Source organism: Streptomyces racemochromogenes, assembly GCF_039535215.1.
Classification (GTDB): Bacteria; Actinomycetota; Actinomycetes; order Streptomycetales; family Streptomycetaceae; genus Streptomyces; species Streptomyces racemochromogenes.
In genome coordinates, this window is record NZ_BAAAWT010000001.1 from 514,854 (window position 1) to 529,631 (window position 14,778).

Consider the following 14,778-nt stretch of genomic DNA (forward strand, 5'->3'; position numbering starts at 1 on the left):
ATCCGCCGGAAGATCTCGACTGAACCGGATCGTTATGCTCAAGTTTTCCTCAGATGTAGTGACGGTGCGGCCGTCACCTTCCTAGCTTCCTCATACACGTGCCCCCGCGCCCCCGCGGTTCCGCACGCCTGCCCCCGTTCCCGCGTCATCCCCCGGGATTCCGCGTTCCCGAGGAAAAGAGTTCAGCATGAAGGTTCCCAAGGCCGGTGCGGTCGCCACGGTGATCGCCCTCGCCGCCACCGCCTCCGGCTGCGGCGGTGAGGCCCCCAAGGAGCCCATCTCCATCGGCATCAAGTTCGACCAGCCCGGCATCGGGATGCGCGAGCCCGACGGCACCTTCACCGGTTTCGACGTCGACGTGGCCACCTACATCGCCAAGGAGCTCGGCTACAAGGCGAACGAGATCGAGTTCAAGCAGGTCTACAGCTCGGACCGGGAACTGCTGATCCAGTACAACGAGGTCAAGTTCGTCGCCGCGAGCTACACGATCAACGACAAGCGCCGTGAGAAGGTCGAGTTCGCCGGACCCTACTTCGTCGCCCACCAGGACCTGATGATCCGCGCCGACGACAACTCGATCACCAAGGCCGAGGACCTGAACAACAAGCGGCTGTGCACGGTGAGCGGCTCCACCTCCGCCGAGAACATCCGCAAGAACCTGGCACCGAAGGCGAGCGTCCTGGAGCTCGGCGGCTACTCGGAGTGCCTCGTGGCCATCCGGGACAACACCGCCGACGCGATGACCACCGACAACTCCATCCTCGCCGGGTACGCGGCGCGCAAGGAGAACGCGGGCAAGTTCAAGCTGCTCGGGCTGAACATGAGCAACGAGAACTACGGCATCGGCCTCAAGAAGGGCGACAACGACCTTCAGCGGAAGATCAACACGGCGATCACCAAGATGGTCTCCGACGGCTCCTGGGAAGCGGCCGTGAAGAAGAACTTCGGCCCGGCCAACTACAAGTACGAGCCGGCCCCCCAGGTCACGACCGGCCACTGACGGACCCCGGGGCGGGGGCCCCGTCCGGCCCCCGCCCCGGTCCCCGGCGCCTCTACGCGAGCGGCGCCTTGCCGCGCAGCACGGTCAGGAACTCCCGCATCCAGGCGGGGTGGTCGGGCCAGGCACGGGCCGAGACGAGGGTGCCGTCGACGACGGCCTCGGAGTCCCGGAAGGTGGCCCCGGCCGCCTTCATGTCGGGCTCCAGCGCCGGATAGGCCGTGACCCGGCGCCCGTCCAGGCCGCCGCTCGCCGCGGTGATCAGCGGGCCGTGGCAGATCTGCGCGACCGGCTTGTCGTCCCTCGCGAAGGCGGCCAGGATCCGCCGCACCTCCGGGTCGTTGCGCAGGTACTCCGGCGCCCGCCCGCCGGGGACGACGACGGCCGCGTACTCGGCGGGGTCCACGTCCGCGAAGGCGATGTCGGCGGGCCAGGTGTAGCCGGGCTTCTCGGTGTAGGTGTCGAAGCCCTCCTCGAAGTCGTGCACCACGAACCGCAGCTTCTTGACCGCGGGCGCCGCGATGTGCACCTCGTACCCCTCCTCCCGCAGGCGCTGGTACGGGTAGAGCACCTCCAGGGACTCCGCCGCGTCGCCGGTCACGATGAGGATCTTCACTGCCATGGGCCACTCCGGTGAGAGCTGTCGGCGGCCGCGTCGGGGCCGCCGGGGGCACCCGCTACCGTGCCCGGGGCACGCCGGGGACAAACCCCAAGGTCCACGCGGCGGACACATGGTTTTTACTTGTTCGGCACATGACAATAGGATCCTCGCTCTGCCACCTGATCCCCCGCCAACTGCCATGGCGGGAACGGTGTTTGTAGAGAGGTATCCCCCACGTCATGAGAATCTCCCGTACCGCCCCCTGGGCCGCCGGGCTCGCCGCGGCCGCGCTGCTCCTCATACCGGCCAGCGCCACCGCCGGCCAGCACCGCGCCACCGCCGACACCGCGCAGGCCGCTCCCCAGGCCTACCCGGTCACCGTCGACGACTACTACGCGCCCGCGGCGGGCAAGACCGGTGCCGCGCTGAAGACCGCGCTGCACGACATCATCAAGACCCAGTCCAAGGTCACCTACGACGGCGTGTGGAACGCGCTGAAGGTGACGGACCAGGACCCCGCGAACCCGAACAACGTCATCCTGGTCTACTCGGGCCGCTCCCAGTCCAAGTCCACCAACGGCGGCGGGGTCGACGACTGGAACCGCGAGCACGTCTGGGCCAAGAGCCACGGCGACTTCGGCACCGCCACCGGGCCGGGCACCGACCTGCACCACCTGCGTCCCGAGGACGTCACCGTCAACAGCACCCGCGGCAACAAGGACTTCGACATGGGCGGCAGCCCCGTCGCCCAGGCGCCGGGCAGCTTCACCGACGCCGACTCCTTCGAGCCCCGGGACGCCGTCAAGGGCGACGTCGCGCGGATGCTGCTGTACATGGCGGTGCGCTACGACGGCGGGGACGGCTTCGCCGACCTGGAGCTGAACGACAGGGTGAACAACGGGACCGCCCCGCTCTTCGGGCGGATCAGCCTGCTGAAGCAGTGGAACCAGATGGACCCGCCGGACGCCTTCGAAAAGCGCCGCAACCAGGTCATCTACGACACCTACCAGCACAACCGCAACCCGTTCATCGACCACCCGGAGTGGGTCAACTCCATCTGGTAGCCGCCCGCTTCGCGTCCGGCGCTACGTGACGTATACCTCCTGGAGGGTGTCGATGACGCCGGCCGCGTTCAGCTGGTGGCGGAAGGGCAGGCCCGAGCGGAGTACGGACCTCCGCTGCCACTCGACGGACGCGGGTCACCGCTCGGCGGGCACCGGTCACCGCTCGGCGGTGACCCGGCCGGCGAGGGACTGGAAGTCGGTCCAGGCGGCCTGCGGCGGGCGGGGGTCCCACAGCTTCTGGGACAGGGCGGCCAGCGGCAGCCGGATGCCCGCGGCGACCTGGTCCGGGGTCTGCGAGGCGGCCAGGTCGCACCAGACGGCGAGGCGCCCGCCGAGCACCTGCGGGTCGTAGCGGGCCGGGACGGGGGTGGTGCCGCGCAGTACGAGCGGGGTCCACTGCTCGTAGATCCGCTTGCCGGTGGGGTACGTGAACTGGTTGGGCTCGCCGAGCACGTAGTAGAGGTACTCGTCGTTGAGGTTGACCACCTTGCGGCCGGCCTCCAGGTACTCCAGCGGTGGCCGGGCGCCGATCTCCTTGCCCGTCCAGTACTCGGCCTGGATGTCCGGGGCGGCCTTGGCGACGCCGCCCCGGAAGAAGCCGTCGTTCCAGGCCTTGAGCGCCTTGCCCGAGGGCCGGACCACGGCCGCCCGGTCGTTCAGCCAGCCCGTCGCGAGGTCCTGGACCCGGGCGGTGGGCCCGTAGCGGGCCCGGGCGGCGCTCGCGAGGGCGGGGAAGGAGGCCTGGGGGTCGCGGACCACCAGGGCCTGGTACTCGTCGGCGCCCAGGTGCCAGGCGCCCGCCGGGAACAGCGGCAGGTACTCGCGCAGCAGGTCGTCCACGAGCTTGGCCGACGCCGGCTTGGATATGTCCACGGCGCCCTTGACGGCCCGGCCCGCCACGTCGCGCAGTTGCAGTTCGGGGTGGACGCGGAGCACGGCGCCGAGGTGTCCGGGCGAGTCGATCTCGGGGACGACCGCGATGTGCAGGGCGGCGGCGAGCGCGTTGATCCGGCGCACCTCGGCCTTGGTCAGGTGCGGGGTCGAGACGATCTCGGGGTGGGTGGCGGACTCGATCCGGAAGGCCTGGTCGTCGGAGAAGTGCAGGCCGAGCTGGTTGAGTTTGAGGTCGGCCATCTCGCGCAGCCGGCCTTCGATCCACTCCGGGGTGAAGTACTTGCGCGCGATGTCGAGGTTGAGTCCGCGCTGCGGTTTGGCCGGGGCGTCCTTCACCGTGCCCTCGGGGGCCGAACCGGCGCCGCGTATCTCCTGTTTGAGGGTGCGGGTGCCGTAGAAGACGCCCGCCTCGTCCGGGCCGGTGATCCCGACCCGGCCGTCCTTGACGGTGAGGGTGTACGACTCCGCCGGGCCGGAGCCCTTCGCGGCGAGGCCGAGCCGGACGTCACCGGGCGCGCTCTGGTCCGACTCGGCGTACCCGAGGCCCAGTTCGCCGGCGAGCAGCTTCCCCTCGTCGGACAGGGCGGCGCTGTCGGCGGGGGCGACGAGGACGCGTCCGCCGGGGGCGGGCTTCCAGCCGGGGCCCCGGGCGGGCACGTGCTCGCGTACGGACGGCACGGTGCGCGGGGCGGTGGAGAGGGGGTACGACGACGCGGGCGGCCCGGTCGGCGTCGGCGTCGGGGAGACGGCGGTCGGGACGGGGGCCCGGGATCCGGTGCCCGGAGTGGCCCGGGTGCCGTCGGCTCCGGCGGAGCAGGCGGGTACGGCGAGGGCGACCAGCGTGGCGGCCGCTGCCGTCGCGATGGCCCGACTTCCGCTGAACCGCCCGGTCGTCTGCCTCATGGTGCACCGTGTCCCCCGTACCAACCTGGCACGGGGGACGTGGTCGCGCGACCCGGGGCGGGCCTCCTTACGCGGCGGAGCCGGCCCGCTCCAGGGCCTCCAGGGCGGCCGCGCCGAAGCCGTGGTCCTGCTCGGGGGCGCCTCCGCCGACGCCGACGGCTCCGATCAGGTGGCCGTCGCGGTGGACGGGGAGCCCGCCGGCGATGAACAGCAGCGGCCGGTCGAGTGCCGTGGGCAGGCTGTGGAAGGGGCCGCCGGGCAGTACGGCGTCGGTGAGGTCGGCCGTGGGGGCGTTCAGCTGGAGGGCGGTGTAGGCCTTGCGGGTGCTGGTCTCGCCGGAGATCAGGACGGCCCGGTCGTCGCGGCGGAAGGCGAGCGGGTGGCCGCCCGCGTCCAGGACGGTGACGCTGACGGCGACCCCGGCCGCGTCGGCGGCGGTGCGGGCGGCGCTGACGAGCAGCTCGGCGTCCTCGGTGGTGAGCGGGAAAACGGCGGTGCGGGACATGGGGTGCTCCTGTTGCTGTGCGGGTGGTGCGGGTGGTGCGGGTGGGGGGTCAGTGGTGGACGGGGGCGGGCGCCGCGGCGGGTGTTCCGGCCGCGACCACCCGGCTCGTGCCCGCCGCGGCGTCCGACGCGCCGTCCGCCGCGCGGCGGGCCGTACGGCGCTCCAGTGCTCCGGAGACGAGGGCGAGGACGAGGGCGGAGGCGGCGAGGGCGGCGCCGACCCAGTTCGGGGCGGTCCAGCCGAGCCCGGCGGTGATGACCAGCCCGCCGAGCCAGGCGGCGAGGGCGTTGCCGAGGTTGAAGGCGCCGATGTTGACGGCGGAGGCCAGGGTGGGGGCGCCGGCGGCCTGGTCCAGGACCCGCTTCTGCAGCGGCGGCACGGTCGCGAAGCCGAGGGCGCCGATGAGGAAGACGGTGACGGCGGCGCCCGCCTTGTCGTGCGCGGTCAGGGTGAAGAGGGCCAGGACGACGGCCAGCGCGCCCAGGGACGCGTACAGCATCGGCATGAGGGCCCGGTCGGCGTAGCGGCCCCCGACGAGGTTGCCGGTGACCATGCCGAGTCCGAAGAGGACGAGCAGCCAGGTGACGGAGGTGTCGGCGAAGCCGGCGACGTCGGTCAGCATCGGGGTGATGTAGGTGATCGCGGCGAAGACCCCGCCGAAGCCGAGGACGGTCATCGCCATGGCGAGCAGTACCTGGACGTTGCGGAACGCCGCCACCTCGTGGCGCACCCGTACGCCCTCGGGGCGGGGCAGGTCGGGGACGAGGCGGGCGATGCCGAGCAGCCCGAGCACGCCGAGTGCGGCGACGAGCAGGAAGGTGACGCGCCAGCCGAGGTGCTGGCCGACGAGGGTGCCGAGGGGGACGCCGACCACGTTGGCGACGGTCAGGCCGGTGAACATCATGGCGATGGCGCCGGCCTTCTTCTCGGGTGCCACCAGCCCGGCGGCGACCACCGAGCCGATGCCGAAGAAGGCGCCGTGGGCGAGGGAGGCGACGACGCGTCCGGCCAGCATCACGCCGAAGGCGGGGGCGAGCGCGGAGAGCACGTTGCCGGCGATGAAGAGGCCCATGAGCAGCATCAGCATGCGCTTGCGGGGGACGCGGGTGCCGAGGACGGTCATCACCGGGGCGCCGAGGACCACGCCCAGGGCGTAGCCGGTGACCAGGAGGCCGGCGGTGGGGATCGAGACGCCGTAGCCGGCCGCGACCTCGGGGAGGAGGCCCATGATCACGAACTCGGTGGTGCCGATCCCGAAGGCTCCGATGGCGAGGGCGAGGAGCGCGAGAGGCATGACGAAGCTGCCCTTCAGAGTGCGGGGGGGGGGTGGGGGTGGGCGCCGGGCGAACGTTTTTGCGCTCGCCGGTTACGCTCGTCCACATTAATTGCAGACGCGGGATATTTGCAAGCGCGGGCTATTGCACCCGTGTCCTATCCTTGGCGGTACACGCGCGGACACGGCCACGCTCGCGCCACGCCCACGACGGAGGAGCCACATGACGGCCACGGACAGCGCACTGACCGGCCTCGCCCAGGGCTGGTGCGCCCTCTCCCTCCTCCACGGCCGGATCGAGGCGCACATCGAAAGGGCCCTCCAGGCGGGCCACGGGCTGAGCGTGCGCGAGTACTCGCTGCTGGACGTGCTCAGCCGCCAGCACGGCGGCCCGGGCGGGCACCTGCGGATGCACCAGGTCGCGGACTCGGTGGTGCTCAGCCAGAGCGCGACGACCCGGCTGGTCAGCCGGCTGGAGGACCGCGGGCTGCTGAGCCGCTACATCTGCGACACCGACCGCCGGGGCATCTACACCGACGTCAGCGAAGCGGGCCTGGCCCTCCTGGACCAGGCCCGCCCGACGAACGCCGCCGCCCTGCGCGAGGCCCTGGACGAGGCCGCGCTCGTACCGGAGCTGGCCCCGCTGGTGGCGGCGGTGGAGAACGGCACCCGCTAGCAGGGCGCGCCCTCCGGTCAGCCCCCCGGCTTCGCGGAGGGGCTCGGGCTGCCCGTCGGCGTGCCGGCCCCGCCGGAGGGGACCGGCGTGGCCGAGCCCCCGGCCGGCACGGTCGCCGGCGGCGCGGACCGCGGCGGGCGCACCGGCGCCGTCGAGGTCGACGCGGGCGGCGTGGGCGAGGGCGTTCCCGTCCCGGTACCCGATCCCGCGGGGACGGACGACGCGCCCGGCGGCACCGAGGCCGACGGCGACACGCTCGGCGCAGGCGAGCCCGAGGGGTCGGTCGGGCTGAGCTCCGGCGGCGCGGCGGGCGGCTCGGGGCGGACCGGCCGCTGGTCGGGCCCGCCGAGCACGAGGTATCCCGCCAGGGCTGCCGCGGCCAGGCCGGACACGCCCGCGAGGGTCCACGCCCCGCGCCGCAGCCACAGCGCGCGCGGGGACAGCCGCCGCAGGTGCGGGCCGGGCGGATCGGCGGGCCGCAGCGAGACCACCGTCACCTCCTCGGCCCGGGCTTCCAGGGCCTGGCGCAGCCGGCGCTCCACGGGGCGTTCGCCGTCGGGCGCCGTACCCGTAGGACCGGTCATACCCTTCCCTCCAGAATCCGTTCCAGCGCGTCCAGGGCGCGGCTGGCGTTCGACTTCACCGCGCCCCGGCTGATGCCCAGGGTCTCGGCGATCTCCGCCTCGCTCATGTCCGCCCAGTACCGCAGCACCAGCACCTGGCGGCGGCGCGCGGTCAGTTGCCCCAGGGCCGCGAGCACCTCGCGGTGGGCCTCCCCCAGGACCACGGACGCCTCGGCGGAGGGGACGTCGGCGGTGGCCGGCGGGGTCCAGGCGCGGGCCGTGCGCCGCCGGCGCAGCACGGACCGCGCGGTGTTCACCACGGAGGTGCGCAGGTAGCCCAGCGCGTTGTCGACCTCCGCGATCTCCTCGCCGTACCGGCGGTAGAGGGCGGTGAAGGCGTCCTGGACCACGTCCTCGGCGGTGCCGAGGTCGTCGACGAGGAGCACCGCGAGCCGGACCATGCCCAGGCGGTGGGCGTGGTACAGCTCGCTGACGGTCGGCGGGCGCGGGACCTCCCCCGCGCCGGGGCCGCCGTCGCCGCCGTGACCGTACGCGGAGTCGTGCGCGTACGTGTAGGCGCGGGTCCCCGCCGCGGGGGCGCCGGGGCCGTCGCCGTACCCGCGGGGGCCGGCCGCGGCCGGTGCGGTGCGTTCGCGGCGCGTGATCCACCACCACAAGCCCCGCCACGTCCGGGCGGGGCCGGACGTGAGGGGGCTGGCGGATGGTGCGAGTTCGAGCACGGGTGTCCTCAGTTGGCGGCGCGGCGCCGCACGGCGAACAGGGCGCCGCCGCCCGCGGCGACGAGCGCGGCCGCGCCGCCGCCGAGGGCGAGGGTGGTCGCCGAGGAGCCAGTATGCGCCAGCTCGGAGCCCTCACCGGAACCGGCCGCCCCCGACGGGCTGGACGACGGCTGGGCGGAGGGCCGGGCGGAGGCCGGGTGCGAGGGGACCGGGGTGGGCGTGCCGCTCGCGGGCGAGGTCGGGGCGGGGCTCGGAGTGGCGCTGCCGCTGCCGCCGTTGCCGCCGCCCGCCGGGTGCGAGGGGACCGGGCTGGGCTTCCCGCTCGCGGGGTGCGTCGGGACCGGGCTGGGCACCGCGGAACCGGAGGGGGCGGGCGACGGCGAGGCGGATGCTCCCTGCGCGGCGGAGGCCGGCCCGGCGAGGGCGAGGACCGCCCCGGCGGCGGCAGCGGCGACGGCCGCCCGGCGGGCGGTGGCGGGAACAACGCGCTTCAGGTTCTTCACAGTGGCTCTCCACGGTCGGGTCCGGGGCGGGAACTTCGCCCTTCACCCCCGCACGACGTGCGAGTGCCCGATCGGTTGCCGCCGTTTCGGAAAAACTTCTCGCGCGTTCCCGCCACCCGGCGTCTCACGGCCGCGGCGGCGGCCAGGGGACCTCCTCCAGCAGGGGCAGCAGCACCTCCTCCTCGTGGTCGAGGTGGGCGTTCAGCTCCGCCGTCATCCGCGCCAGCTCGGCGCGGAACCGCTCGGGTTCGGCGATGGCCACCCCGCCCAGCAGGGCCACCAGTTCGCCCTGGATCCGGGCGACCGTACGGTGTTCCTCCCGCAGCCGCTCGAAGACGGGGGCCAGGTGCGGGTGGTGGGCCAGGGTGCCGGGGAACAGGTGGGCGTCCTCGCTGGTGTGGTGGAACTCCAGGCCCTGGCAGAAGGCCAGGCAGCGCTGGCGGATCTGGAGCCCCAGCCCGGGCGCCGGGGGCCCGCCGGGGCCTGTGTGGGCGGCGCGGGCGGCGAAGTGGGCCTCCGTCTCGGCGCCGACGTGGCGCAGCTGGGCCCGCAGCCAGGTGTGCACCTCCAGGAGTTTGCCGGCGAGGGTGCGGACCTCGGCGGGGGGCTGCCAGCCGTCGGGCTCGGCGGGCTCCAGCCGGACGACGGGGAGCGGGCGGGTCGTGCGGGCCTGGTAGTCGGCGTATCCGGGGGCGGCGCGGACGACGGCTGCGAAGAGCTCCTCGCGGCGGGCGCCTTCCGCGGGGACGGCGAGGGCGTCGAAGGCGTCGGTGCCGAGCTCGACCCGTACCTGGGGGTGGGCCAGGAGGTTGTGGTACCAGGCGGGGTGGGCGGGGGCGCCGAGGTTGGAGCCGACGACCAGCAGGACGCCCTCGTGGCGGACGAAGCCGAGCGGGGTCGTCCGTTCGGCTCCGGTGCGGGCGCCCGTGGTGGTGAGCAGGAGCAGGTCCTCGCCCTCGAACCAGCCGCCGACCTGGCCCCCGTTGGCGCGGAACTCTTCGATGACGGAGCGGTTGAAGTCCTGGGCGGGTGTGGTCGCGGGCACGGTCTCGGGTGCGGTCTCGGGTGTGGTGGGCACGTCTTTCGTTCTCTTTCTGGGCAGGCCGGTCCGGCACGCCCGCGCTCCCCCGACGGGCCGCGGTGGAGCGGGAGTCGCCGGGGCGGGGCGTGCGGGAGCGGGCGTACGGACCCGCGTGCGTGCGCGGTCGCGTACGGAGTGACGGAAGAAGGGGAGGCGGCGGCTCGATGGCCGGCCGCGACGCGGGAGCCGGCGGTGCGGCTGCGCTACGTCAACTGCGGGGCGCGGAGTACTGACTCATGGCGTGTCCCTGAGTGAAGGGTGTTCGCCCGATCACCGGCCGGCCCACTGCTCTGTGGCCGGAGTCACGCGACACCGTCGGCCATTAGACGCGGAGGGCAAGGGAGTTGTCAATGCCGATGATCTTGGAGGTGCTCCCGCAGGGCCCGGCCCAGGACGGCGACGCCCTCCTCGATCTCGCCCGCCGGCCCGGCCGCGTAGCCGAGGATCAGGCCCGGTGGGCCGGGGCGCAGCCGGTGCCAGGACAGCGGGTGCGTCTTGACCCCGAGGGCCAGGGCGGCCCCGGCGACGGCGGTGTCGTCGAAGGCCGCGCCGTCGAAGGTGACGGTCAGGTGCAGCCCGGCGGCGGCGCCGTGCACCCGGGCTCCGGGCAGGTGCCGGCCGACGGCCCGCAGCATCGCGTCGCGGCGGCGGCGGTGGCGGCGCCGGACGAAGCGCAGGTGGCGTTCCAGTTCGCCGGAGTCCATCAGGCGGGCGAGGACGAGCTGCGCGAGGACCGGGTTGCCGAGGTCGGCGTAACGCTTGGCCTCCACGACCGGTTCCCGCAGCCGGCGCGGGACCAGCAGCCAGCCCAGCCGGAGGGCCGGCGCCAGCAGTTTGGACACGCTCCCGGCGTAGCAGACCCCCTCGGGCGCCAGGGCCCGCAGGGCGGGGACGGGGGCGCGGTCGTAGCGGTGCTCGGCGTCGTAGTCGTCCTCCAGGACCAGTCCCCCGGCGGCGGCCCAGGCCAGCAGGTCGCGGCGGCGCTCGCCGTCGAGGACGACCCCGGTCGGGAACTGGTGCGCCGGGGTCATGAGCACCGCCCGCGCCCCGCTCGCCCGCAGCGCGGCCACGTCCAGCCCGGCCCGGTCCACGGGTACGCCGACGACGTCCAGGCCGCCGTGTTCCAGCTGTTGCCGCGCCCCCAGCGAGCCGGGGTCCTCCACCGCCACCCGGCGCACCCCGGCCGCGGGCAGCACCTGCGCGAGCAGCCCGAGGGCCTGCGCGACCCCGGCGACCACGACGACCTCGGCGGGATCGACCCGGATCCCCCGGTTCCGGGCGAGCCACCCGGCGACCGCCTCCCGGAGGGCGGGCGCGCCCTGCGGGTTGCCGTAGCCGAAGTCGGCCGGGGTGAGGGCGGCGAGGACCCGGCGCTCGGCCTGGAGCCAGGCGGTGCGCGGGAAGGCGGTGAGGTCGGGCACGCCGGGCGAGAGGTCGATGTGGCAGGGCTCGGCGCGCAGCGCGTCCACCAGCCCGCCGCGCGGTACCGCCGCCGCGGGCCCGGCCGCCGGGGGCGGCGGTGCGGCGACGACGACGGTGCCGGCCCGGCCCCGGCCCGCCACCTGGCCGGTCTCGGCGAGCCGCTGGTAGGCCTCGGTCACCAGCCCGCGGGAGACGCGCAGTTCGGCGGCGAGCACCCGGCTGGCGGGGAGCCGGCTGCCGACGGGCAGGGTGCCGTCGGCGATGGCGGCGCGCAGCCGGCCGGCGAGCCACTCGGTGCGGTTGCCGGGCGGGGCCTGGCCGATGTCGAGCTGGAGGAAGTCCGAGCCGGTTGTGGACCCCTCGGTGGCGCCTTCTTTGGACCTGCTCACGGGACCATTGTGCCTCCAGGCTGGACGGCATGAGCACCTCCACTCCCACTCCGTCCGCCCCGCCCGCCCCCTCCCCCTCCCCCTCCGCCTCCTCCTCCGTCCCGCTGCGGGACCTGGCCCCGGGGGCCATCGGGATGGCGCTGGTCGGCAGCAGCGTCACCGTCTCCCGCTCCCTGGTGGACGCCCCGCTGTTCGCCGCCCAGGCGGTCCGCTACGTGGCCGCCGCCGTGATCCTGGTCCTCCTGGCCCGGGCCGCCCGGGTGCCGCTGTCCCGGCCGCGGGGGCGGGAGTGGCTGTGGCTGGCCGGGATCGCGGCCGGCGGGCTGGTGCTGTTCAACGTGGCCGTGGTGCGGGGCGTGGCGCACGCCGAGCCGGCCGTGATCGCCGTCGCGGTGGCCTCCGTACCCGTCCTGCTGGGGGTGGTCGGCCCGCTGCTGGAGAAGCGCCGGCCCAGCCGCCGGGTGCTGCTGGCGGCGCCCGTGGTGGTCGCGGGGGCGGTCCTGGTCGAGGGGACGGGGCGCACCGACGCCGCCGGGGTGGGCTGGGCGGTGCTGGCGCTGGCCTGCGAGGCGGCGTTCACGCTGCTCGCGGTGCCGGTGCTGGGGCGGCACGGCGCGTGGGGGGTGTCCGTGCACGCGGTGTGGATGGGGGCCGTGATGCTGGGGGCGCTGTCGGTGTGCACGGAACGCCCGTCCGCCCTGGCGGAGCTGACGGCCCGCCAGTGGGGTGCCGTCGGGTACCTGGCGGTGCTGGTGACGGCGGTGGCCTTCCTGCTCTGGTACCGCACGGTGGCGGCGGTGGGCTCCGGCCGGGCGGGGCTGCTGACCGGCGTCGCCCCGCTCGCGGCGGCCTGCGCCGGGGCCCTGTCGGGTGGCGGGGTCCCCCGCCCGGCGGTGTGGCTGGGCCTGGCGGTGGTGGTCACCGGCCTGGCCCTGGGCCTGCGCGGCGGCCAAGACGCCTCCCCCGCCGCCTGATCCCGCCCCGCCCGCTCTGGCCGTCGAGCGGACGGCGCAGGGACCTCCGGCTCAGGTTCCGGCGGGGACCAGGACCACGGCCGTGCCGTAGGCGCAGACCTCGGTGCCGGCGTCGGCGGCGTCCGTCACGTCGTAGCGCATCATCAGCACCGCGTTGGCGCCGCGCGCCCTGGCCTGCTCGATCAGCCGTTCCATGGCCTGGTTGCGGGTCGCCACGAGGGTCTTGGTGAGGCCCTTCAGCTCGCCGCCGATCATGGACTTCAGGCCGGCTCCGATCTGGCTGCCGAGGTGCCGGGAGCGCACGGTGAGCCCGAACACCTCGCCGATGACCTGCTCGACGCGGTAGCCCGGGACGTCGTTGGTGGTCACGACCAGGACTCCGGTCTGCTGGGCGCCGGGGCCGCCGCCGTAGTCTTCGATACCCATGGGCCCACTGTGCTGCCCGTGGCGGCCGCGCGCATCCGCTGGGCTCCGGGTCTCACATGGGGGCCAACCTGAAGATATTGGGCATATCGGGCTAATCGGCGGTGCGTCGGCCGGGGCTGCGCCCCCCGCCTCGTCATAGTCGTCCGTGGCAGCCTGCGGGCTGCCGCCCCGAGCCGCGCCCTGCGGCCGGGCGGAAGACTTCGTGGAGGAGCGGCTCATGCTGAAGCCCACCAGGACCATCCTCGCTCTTGCCGCCGGCAGCATGGTGCTCGGCCTGTTCGGCGCGGGCGTCGCCGTCGCGGACGAGGGTCCGGTGGACGGGGCGCCGGGCAAGGCGCAGGTCCGCGGCGACGACGACGGCTACGACGAGTACAGCGAGTACGACGACGGGGACGGGTACGAGGACTCCGACGGCGACGAGGGGTACGACGACGGCGACGAGGGCCGGCCGGGCGGCGACGGGCCCGTCATCTACCCCAAGCCCAAGTACGCCCTGGGCCGGGTCGTCTCGCAGGGCCCGCTGAAGATCCGCAGCAAGCCCACCACGCACTCCAAGGTGCTGGGCCACGTGCACCCCCACCAGAAGCTGACGCTCGTGTGCAAGAAGCGCGGCGAGAAGGTCGACGGCAACGGCATCTGGTACCTGCTGGAGCGCAAGGACGACGACGACCGCGCGGCGGGCAAGAAGTACGACCACAAGCGCGCCTGGGTCTCCGCCCGCTGGGTCAAGGACGTCACCCCCGTGAAGTGGTGCCGCTGAGCCTCGCCGACCGCGCCGGAGGGCGTGCGGGACGGGCCTCGCGGCCCCGTGTCCCGCACGCCCTCCGGCGTGTCAGAAGTCCCCGTAGTTGACCTGCCAGGTCGGCAGTCCCATCCGGCGCCAGACGGCGACCACCCGGTCCCGGTCGTCGAGCGAGACCCGCACCGCGTAACGGTCGCGGACGTGCGCGTCGAAGAGCTCGGCCTTGACCACGTCGTCGCGGCGGGTGTCGCCCTTCGCCCGCATCCACAGCTCGTCGTAGGGCACCTCGTGGCGCCGCAGCCAGGACTCCGTCTGCTCCCGGTGCTCCTCGCCGCGCCCGGACAGCAGCACGATGACGTCGCCGTCCGCACGCCGGAAGGCGTCGAGCGCGTGCCGTACGGGCTCGTTCAGCAGGTCGATGTCGCAGCGCGAGAAGTCGTACGGGCCCCGGTCGCCGGTGAGGGCGAGGGTGCCGTCGATGTCGCACATCACGGCCGGCGGCAGTTCCGGGTCGGCGACGTACGGGCGGACGGGCGGCTGGTCGTTCAGCCACTCCGCGGTGAGCCGCCAGCCGCCCTTCTTCGCCTTGGCGTGCTTGTCGGCCAGGATCCGGATGATCTCCTCGCCGACCGGCCGCTCCCGTGCCGCGTCGCGGCGCAGGCACTCCTCGACCGGCACGTCGGTGAAGTCGTGCACGACGAAGGTGGCGCGCCCGGCCACCGCCGCCTTGAGCCGCTTGGGGATGTTCGAGGTCAGGTGGGTGTTGTCGACGACCACGTCGAAGCCGTCGTCGACGGCGGCGCGGACCGCCGCGTCCTGGACGGCGAGCACGGTCTGCTCGTGCCGGTAGGACCGGCCGCGCTCGGGGTCGGGCAGGTCGAGCATGGCCCGCAGGTCGTCGAGGTTGACCCGGCGCACGCGGCCGCCGGCCTCGGCCTGGAGGGCGCGGGCGGCGGTCGTCTTGCCCGAGGCCGGCAACCCCGTCATGACGTGGACCACGGGGAGGCGGGGCTCTTCGGACACGT

Annotated in this window: 16 protein-coding genes; 5 read left to right on the forward strand and 11 right to left on the reverse strand. The window is 74.4% G+C overall.

Going from position 1 to position 14,778, the window contains the following annotated elements; translation table 11 throughout:
* Nucleotides 1-187 precede the first annotated feature (187 nt).
* The gene (locus ABD973_RS02420) at nucleotides 188-1,000 is read left to right on the forward strand and encodes a glutamate ABC transporter substrate-binding protein (RefSeq protein WP_125823438.1); all 813 of its coding nucleotides are present in this window, start codon (nucleotides 188-190) and stop codon (nucleotides 998-1,000) included.
* Nucleotides 1,001-1,052: 52 nt separating this feature from the next.
* Here the strand turns inward: ABD973_RS02420 and ABD973_RS02425 are convergent, their stop codons facing one another.
* Entirely contained in the window at nucleotides 1,053-1,619 is a 567-nt protein-coding gene (locus ABD973_RS02425) for a DJ-1/PfpI family protein (protein WP_125823437.1), read from the reverse strand.
* A gap of 218 nt (nucleotides 1,620-1,837) precedes the next feature.
* On the opposite strand from ABD973_RS02425, the gene ABD973_RS02430 reads away from it, so the two are divergent.
* A complete protein-coding gene (locus ABD973_RS02430) occupies nucleotides 1,838-2,662 on the forward strand; it encodes an endonuclease I family protein (RefSeq protein ID WP_345498090.1) in 825 nt (274 codons plus the stop codon).
* Nucleotides 2,663-2,818: 156 nt separating this feature from the next.
* Here the strand turns inward: ABD973_RS02430 and ABD973_RS02435 are convergent, their stop codons facing one another.
* The 3 genes from ABD973_RS02435 to ABD973_RS02445 form a co-directional block, all read right to left on the reverse strand.
* Nucleotides 2,819-4,459, reverse strand: a complete 1,641-nt coding sequence (locus ABD973_RS02435) for a beta-N-acetylhexosaminidase (protein ID WP_345498092.1) — start codon at nucleotides 4,457-4,459, stop codon at nucleotides 2,819-2,821.
* 67 nt (nucleotides 4,460-4,526) lie between these two features.
* A complete protein-coding gene (locus tag ABD973_RS02440; RefSeq protein ID WP_345498094.1) occupies nucleotides 4,527-4,964 on the reverse strand; it encodes a GlcG/HbpS family heme-binding protein in 438 nt (145 codons plus the stop codon).
* A 49-nt stretch (nucleotides 4,965-5,013) separates the two neighbouring features.
* Nucleotides 5,014-6,258, reverse strand: coding sequence for an MFS transporter (locus tag ABD973_RS02445; protein WP_125823435.1), 1,245 nt, complete (start codon nucleotides 6,256-6,258; stop codon nucleotides 5,014-5,016).
* A gap of 202 nt (nucleotides 6,259-6,460) precedes the next feature.
* Between ABD973_RS02445 and ABD973_RS02450 the strand changes: the two genes are divergently transcribed.
* Nucleotides 6,461-6,913, forward strand: a complete 453-nt coding sequence (locus ABD973_RS02450; RefSeq protein ID WP_125605116.1) for a MarR family winged helix-turn-helix transcriptional regulator — start codon at nucleotides 6,461-6,463, stop codon at nucleotides 6,911-6,913.
* 17 nt (nucleotides 6,914-6,930) lie between these two features.
* Here the strand turns inward: ABD973_RS02450 and ABD973_RS02455 are convergent, their stop codons facing one another.
* From ABD973_RS02455 to pdxR, 5 genes are all read right to left on the reverse strand, one after another.
* Nucleotides 6,931-7,497: a hypothetical protein gene (locus tag ABD973_RS02455; RefSeq protein ID WP_345498098.1), complete on the reverse strand. Its 567-nt coding sequence runs from the start codon at nucleotides 7,495-7,497 to the stop codon at nucleotides 6,931-6,933.
* A complete protein-coding gene (locus ABD973_RS02460; protein WP_125824293.1) occupies nucleotides 7,494-8,153 on the reverse strand; it encodes an RNA polymerase sigma factor in 660 nt (219 codons plus the stop codon). The genes ABD973_RS02455 and ABD973_RS02460 overlap by 4 nt, the downstream gene beginning before the upstream one ends.
* A gap of 71 nt (nucleotides 8,154-8,224) precedes the next feature.
* Entirely contained in the window at nucleotides 8,225-8,719 is a 495-nt protein-coding gene (locus ABD973_RS02465; protein WP_125823433.1) for an LAETG motif-containing sortase-dependent surface protein, read from the reverse strand.
* 124 nt (nucleotides 8,720-8,843) lie between these two features.
* Nucleotides 8,844-9,797, reverse strand: a complete 954-nt coding sequence (locus tag ABD973_RS02470; protein ID WP_241253463.1) for a nitroreductase/quinone reductase family protein — start codon at nucleotides 9,795-9,797, stop codon at nucleotides 8,844-8,846.
* A 350-nt stretch (nucleotides 9,798-10,147) separates the two neighbouring features.
* On the reverse strand, nucleotides 10,148-11,611 hold the full coding sequence (gene pdxR, locus ABD973_RS02475) for a MocR-like pyridoxine biosynthesis transcription factor PdxR (protein WP_125823432.1): 1,464 nt from the start codon (nucleotides 11,609-11,611) through the stop codon (nucleotides 10,148-10,150).
* Nucleotides 11,612-11,640: 29 nt separating this feature from the next.
* Between pdxR and ABD973_RS02480 the strand changes: the two genes are divergently transcribed.
* A complete protein-coding gene (locus tag ABD973_RS02480) occupies nucleotides 11,641-12,585 on the forward strand; it encodes a DMT family transporter (RefSeq protein WP_345498106.1) in 945 nt (314 codons plus the stop codon).
* 51 nt (nucleotides 12,586-12,636) lie between these two features.
* Here ABD973_RS02480 and ABD973_RS02485 read toward each other — a convergent pair whose 3' ends face one another.
* Nucleotides 12,637-13,011 (reverse strand): YbjQ family protein, encoded by a 375-nt coding sequence (locus tag ABD973_RS02485; RefSeq protein WP_125600487.1) that lies wholly within the window; start codon nucleotides 13,009-13,011, stop codon nucleotides 12,637-12,639.
* 217 nt (nucleotides 13,012-13,228) lie between these two features.
* Here ABD973_RS02485 and ABD973_RS02490 point away from each other — a divergent pair, with 217 nt between their 5' ends.
* Nucleotides 13,229-13,771 carry an SH3 domain-containing protein gene (locus tag ABD973_RS02490; protein WP_125600484.1) on the forward strand — a complete coding sequence of 181 codons (543 nt, stop codon included), beginning with the start codon at nucleotides 13,229-13,231 and terminating at the stop codon, nucleotides 13,769-13,771.
* Nucleotides 13,772-13,843: 72 nt separating this feature from the next.
* On the opposite strand, the gene ABD973_RS02495 is transcribed toward ABD973_RS02490, so the two are convergent.
* Nucleotides 13,844-14,776 (reverse strand): phosphatase domain-containing protein, encoded by a 933-nt coding sequence (locus ABD973_RS02495; protein WP_241253462.1) that lies wholly within the window; start codon nucleotides 14,774-14,776, stop codon nucleotides 13,844-13,846.
* Nucleotides 14,777-14,778 lie beyond the last annotated feature (2 nt).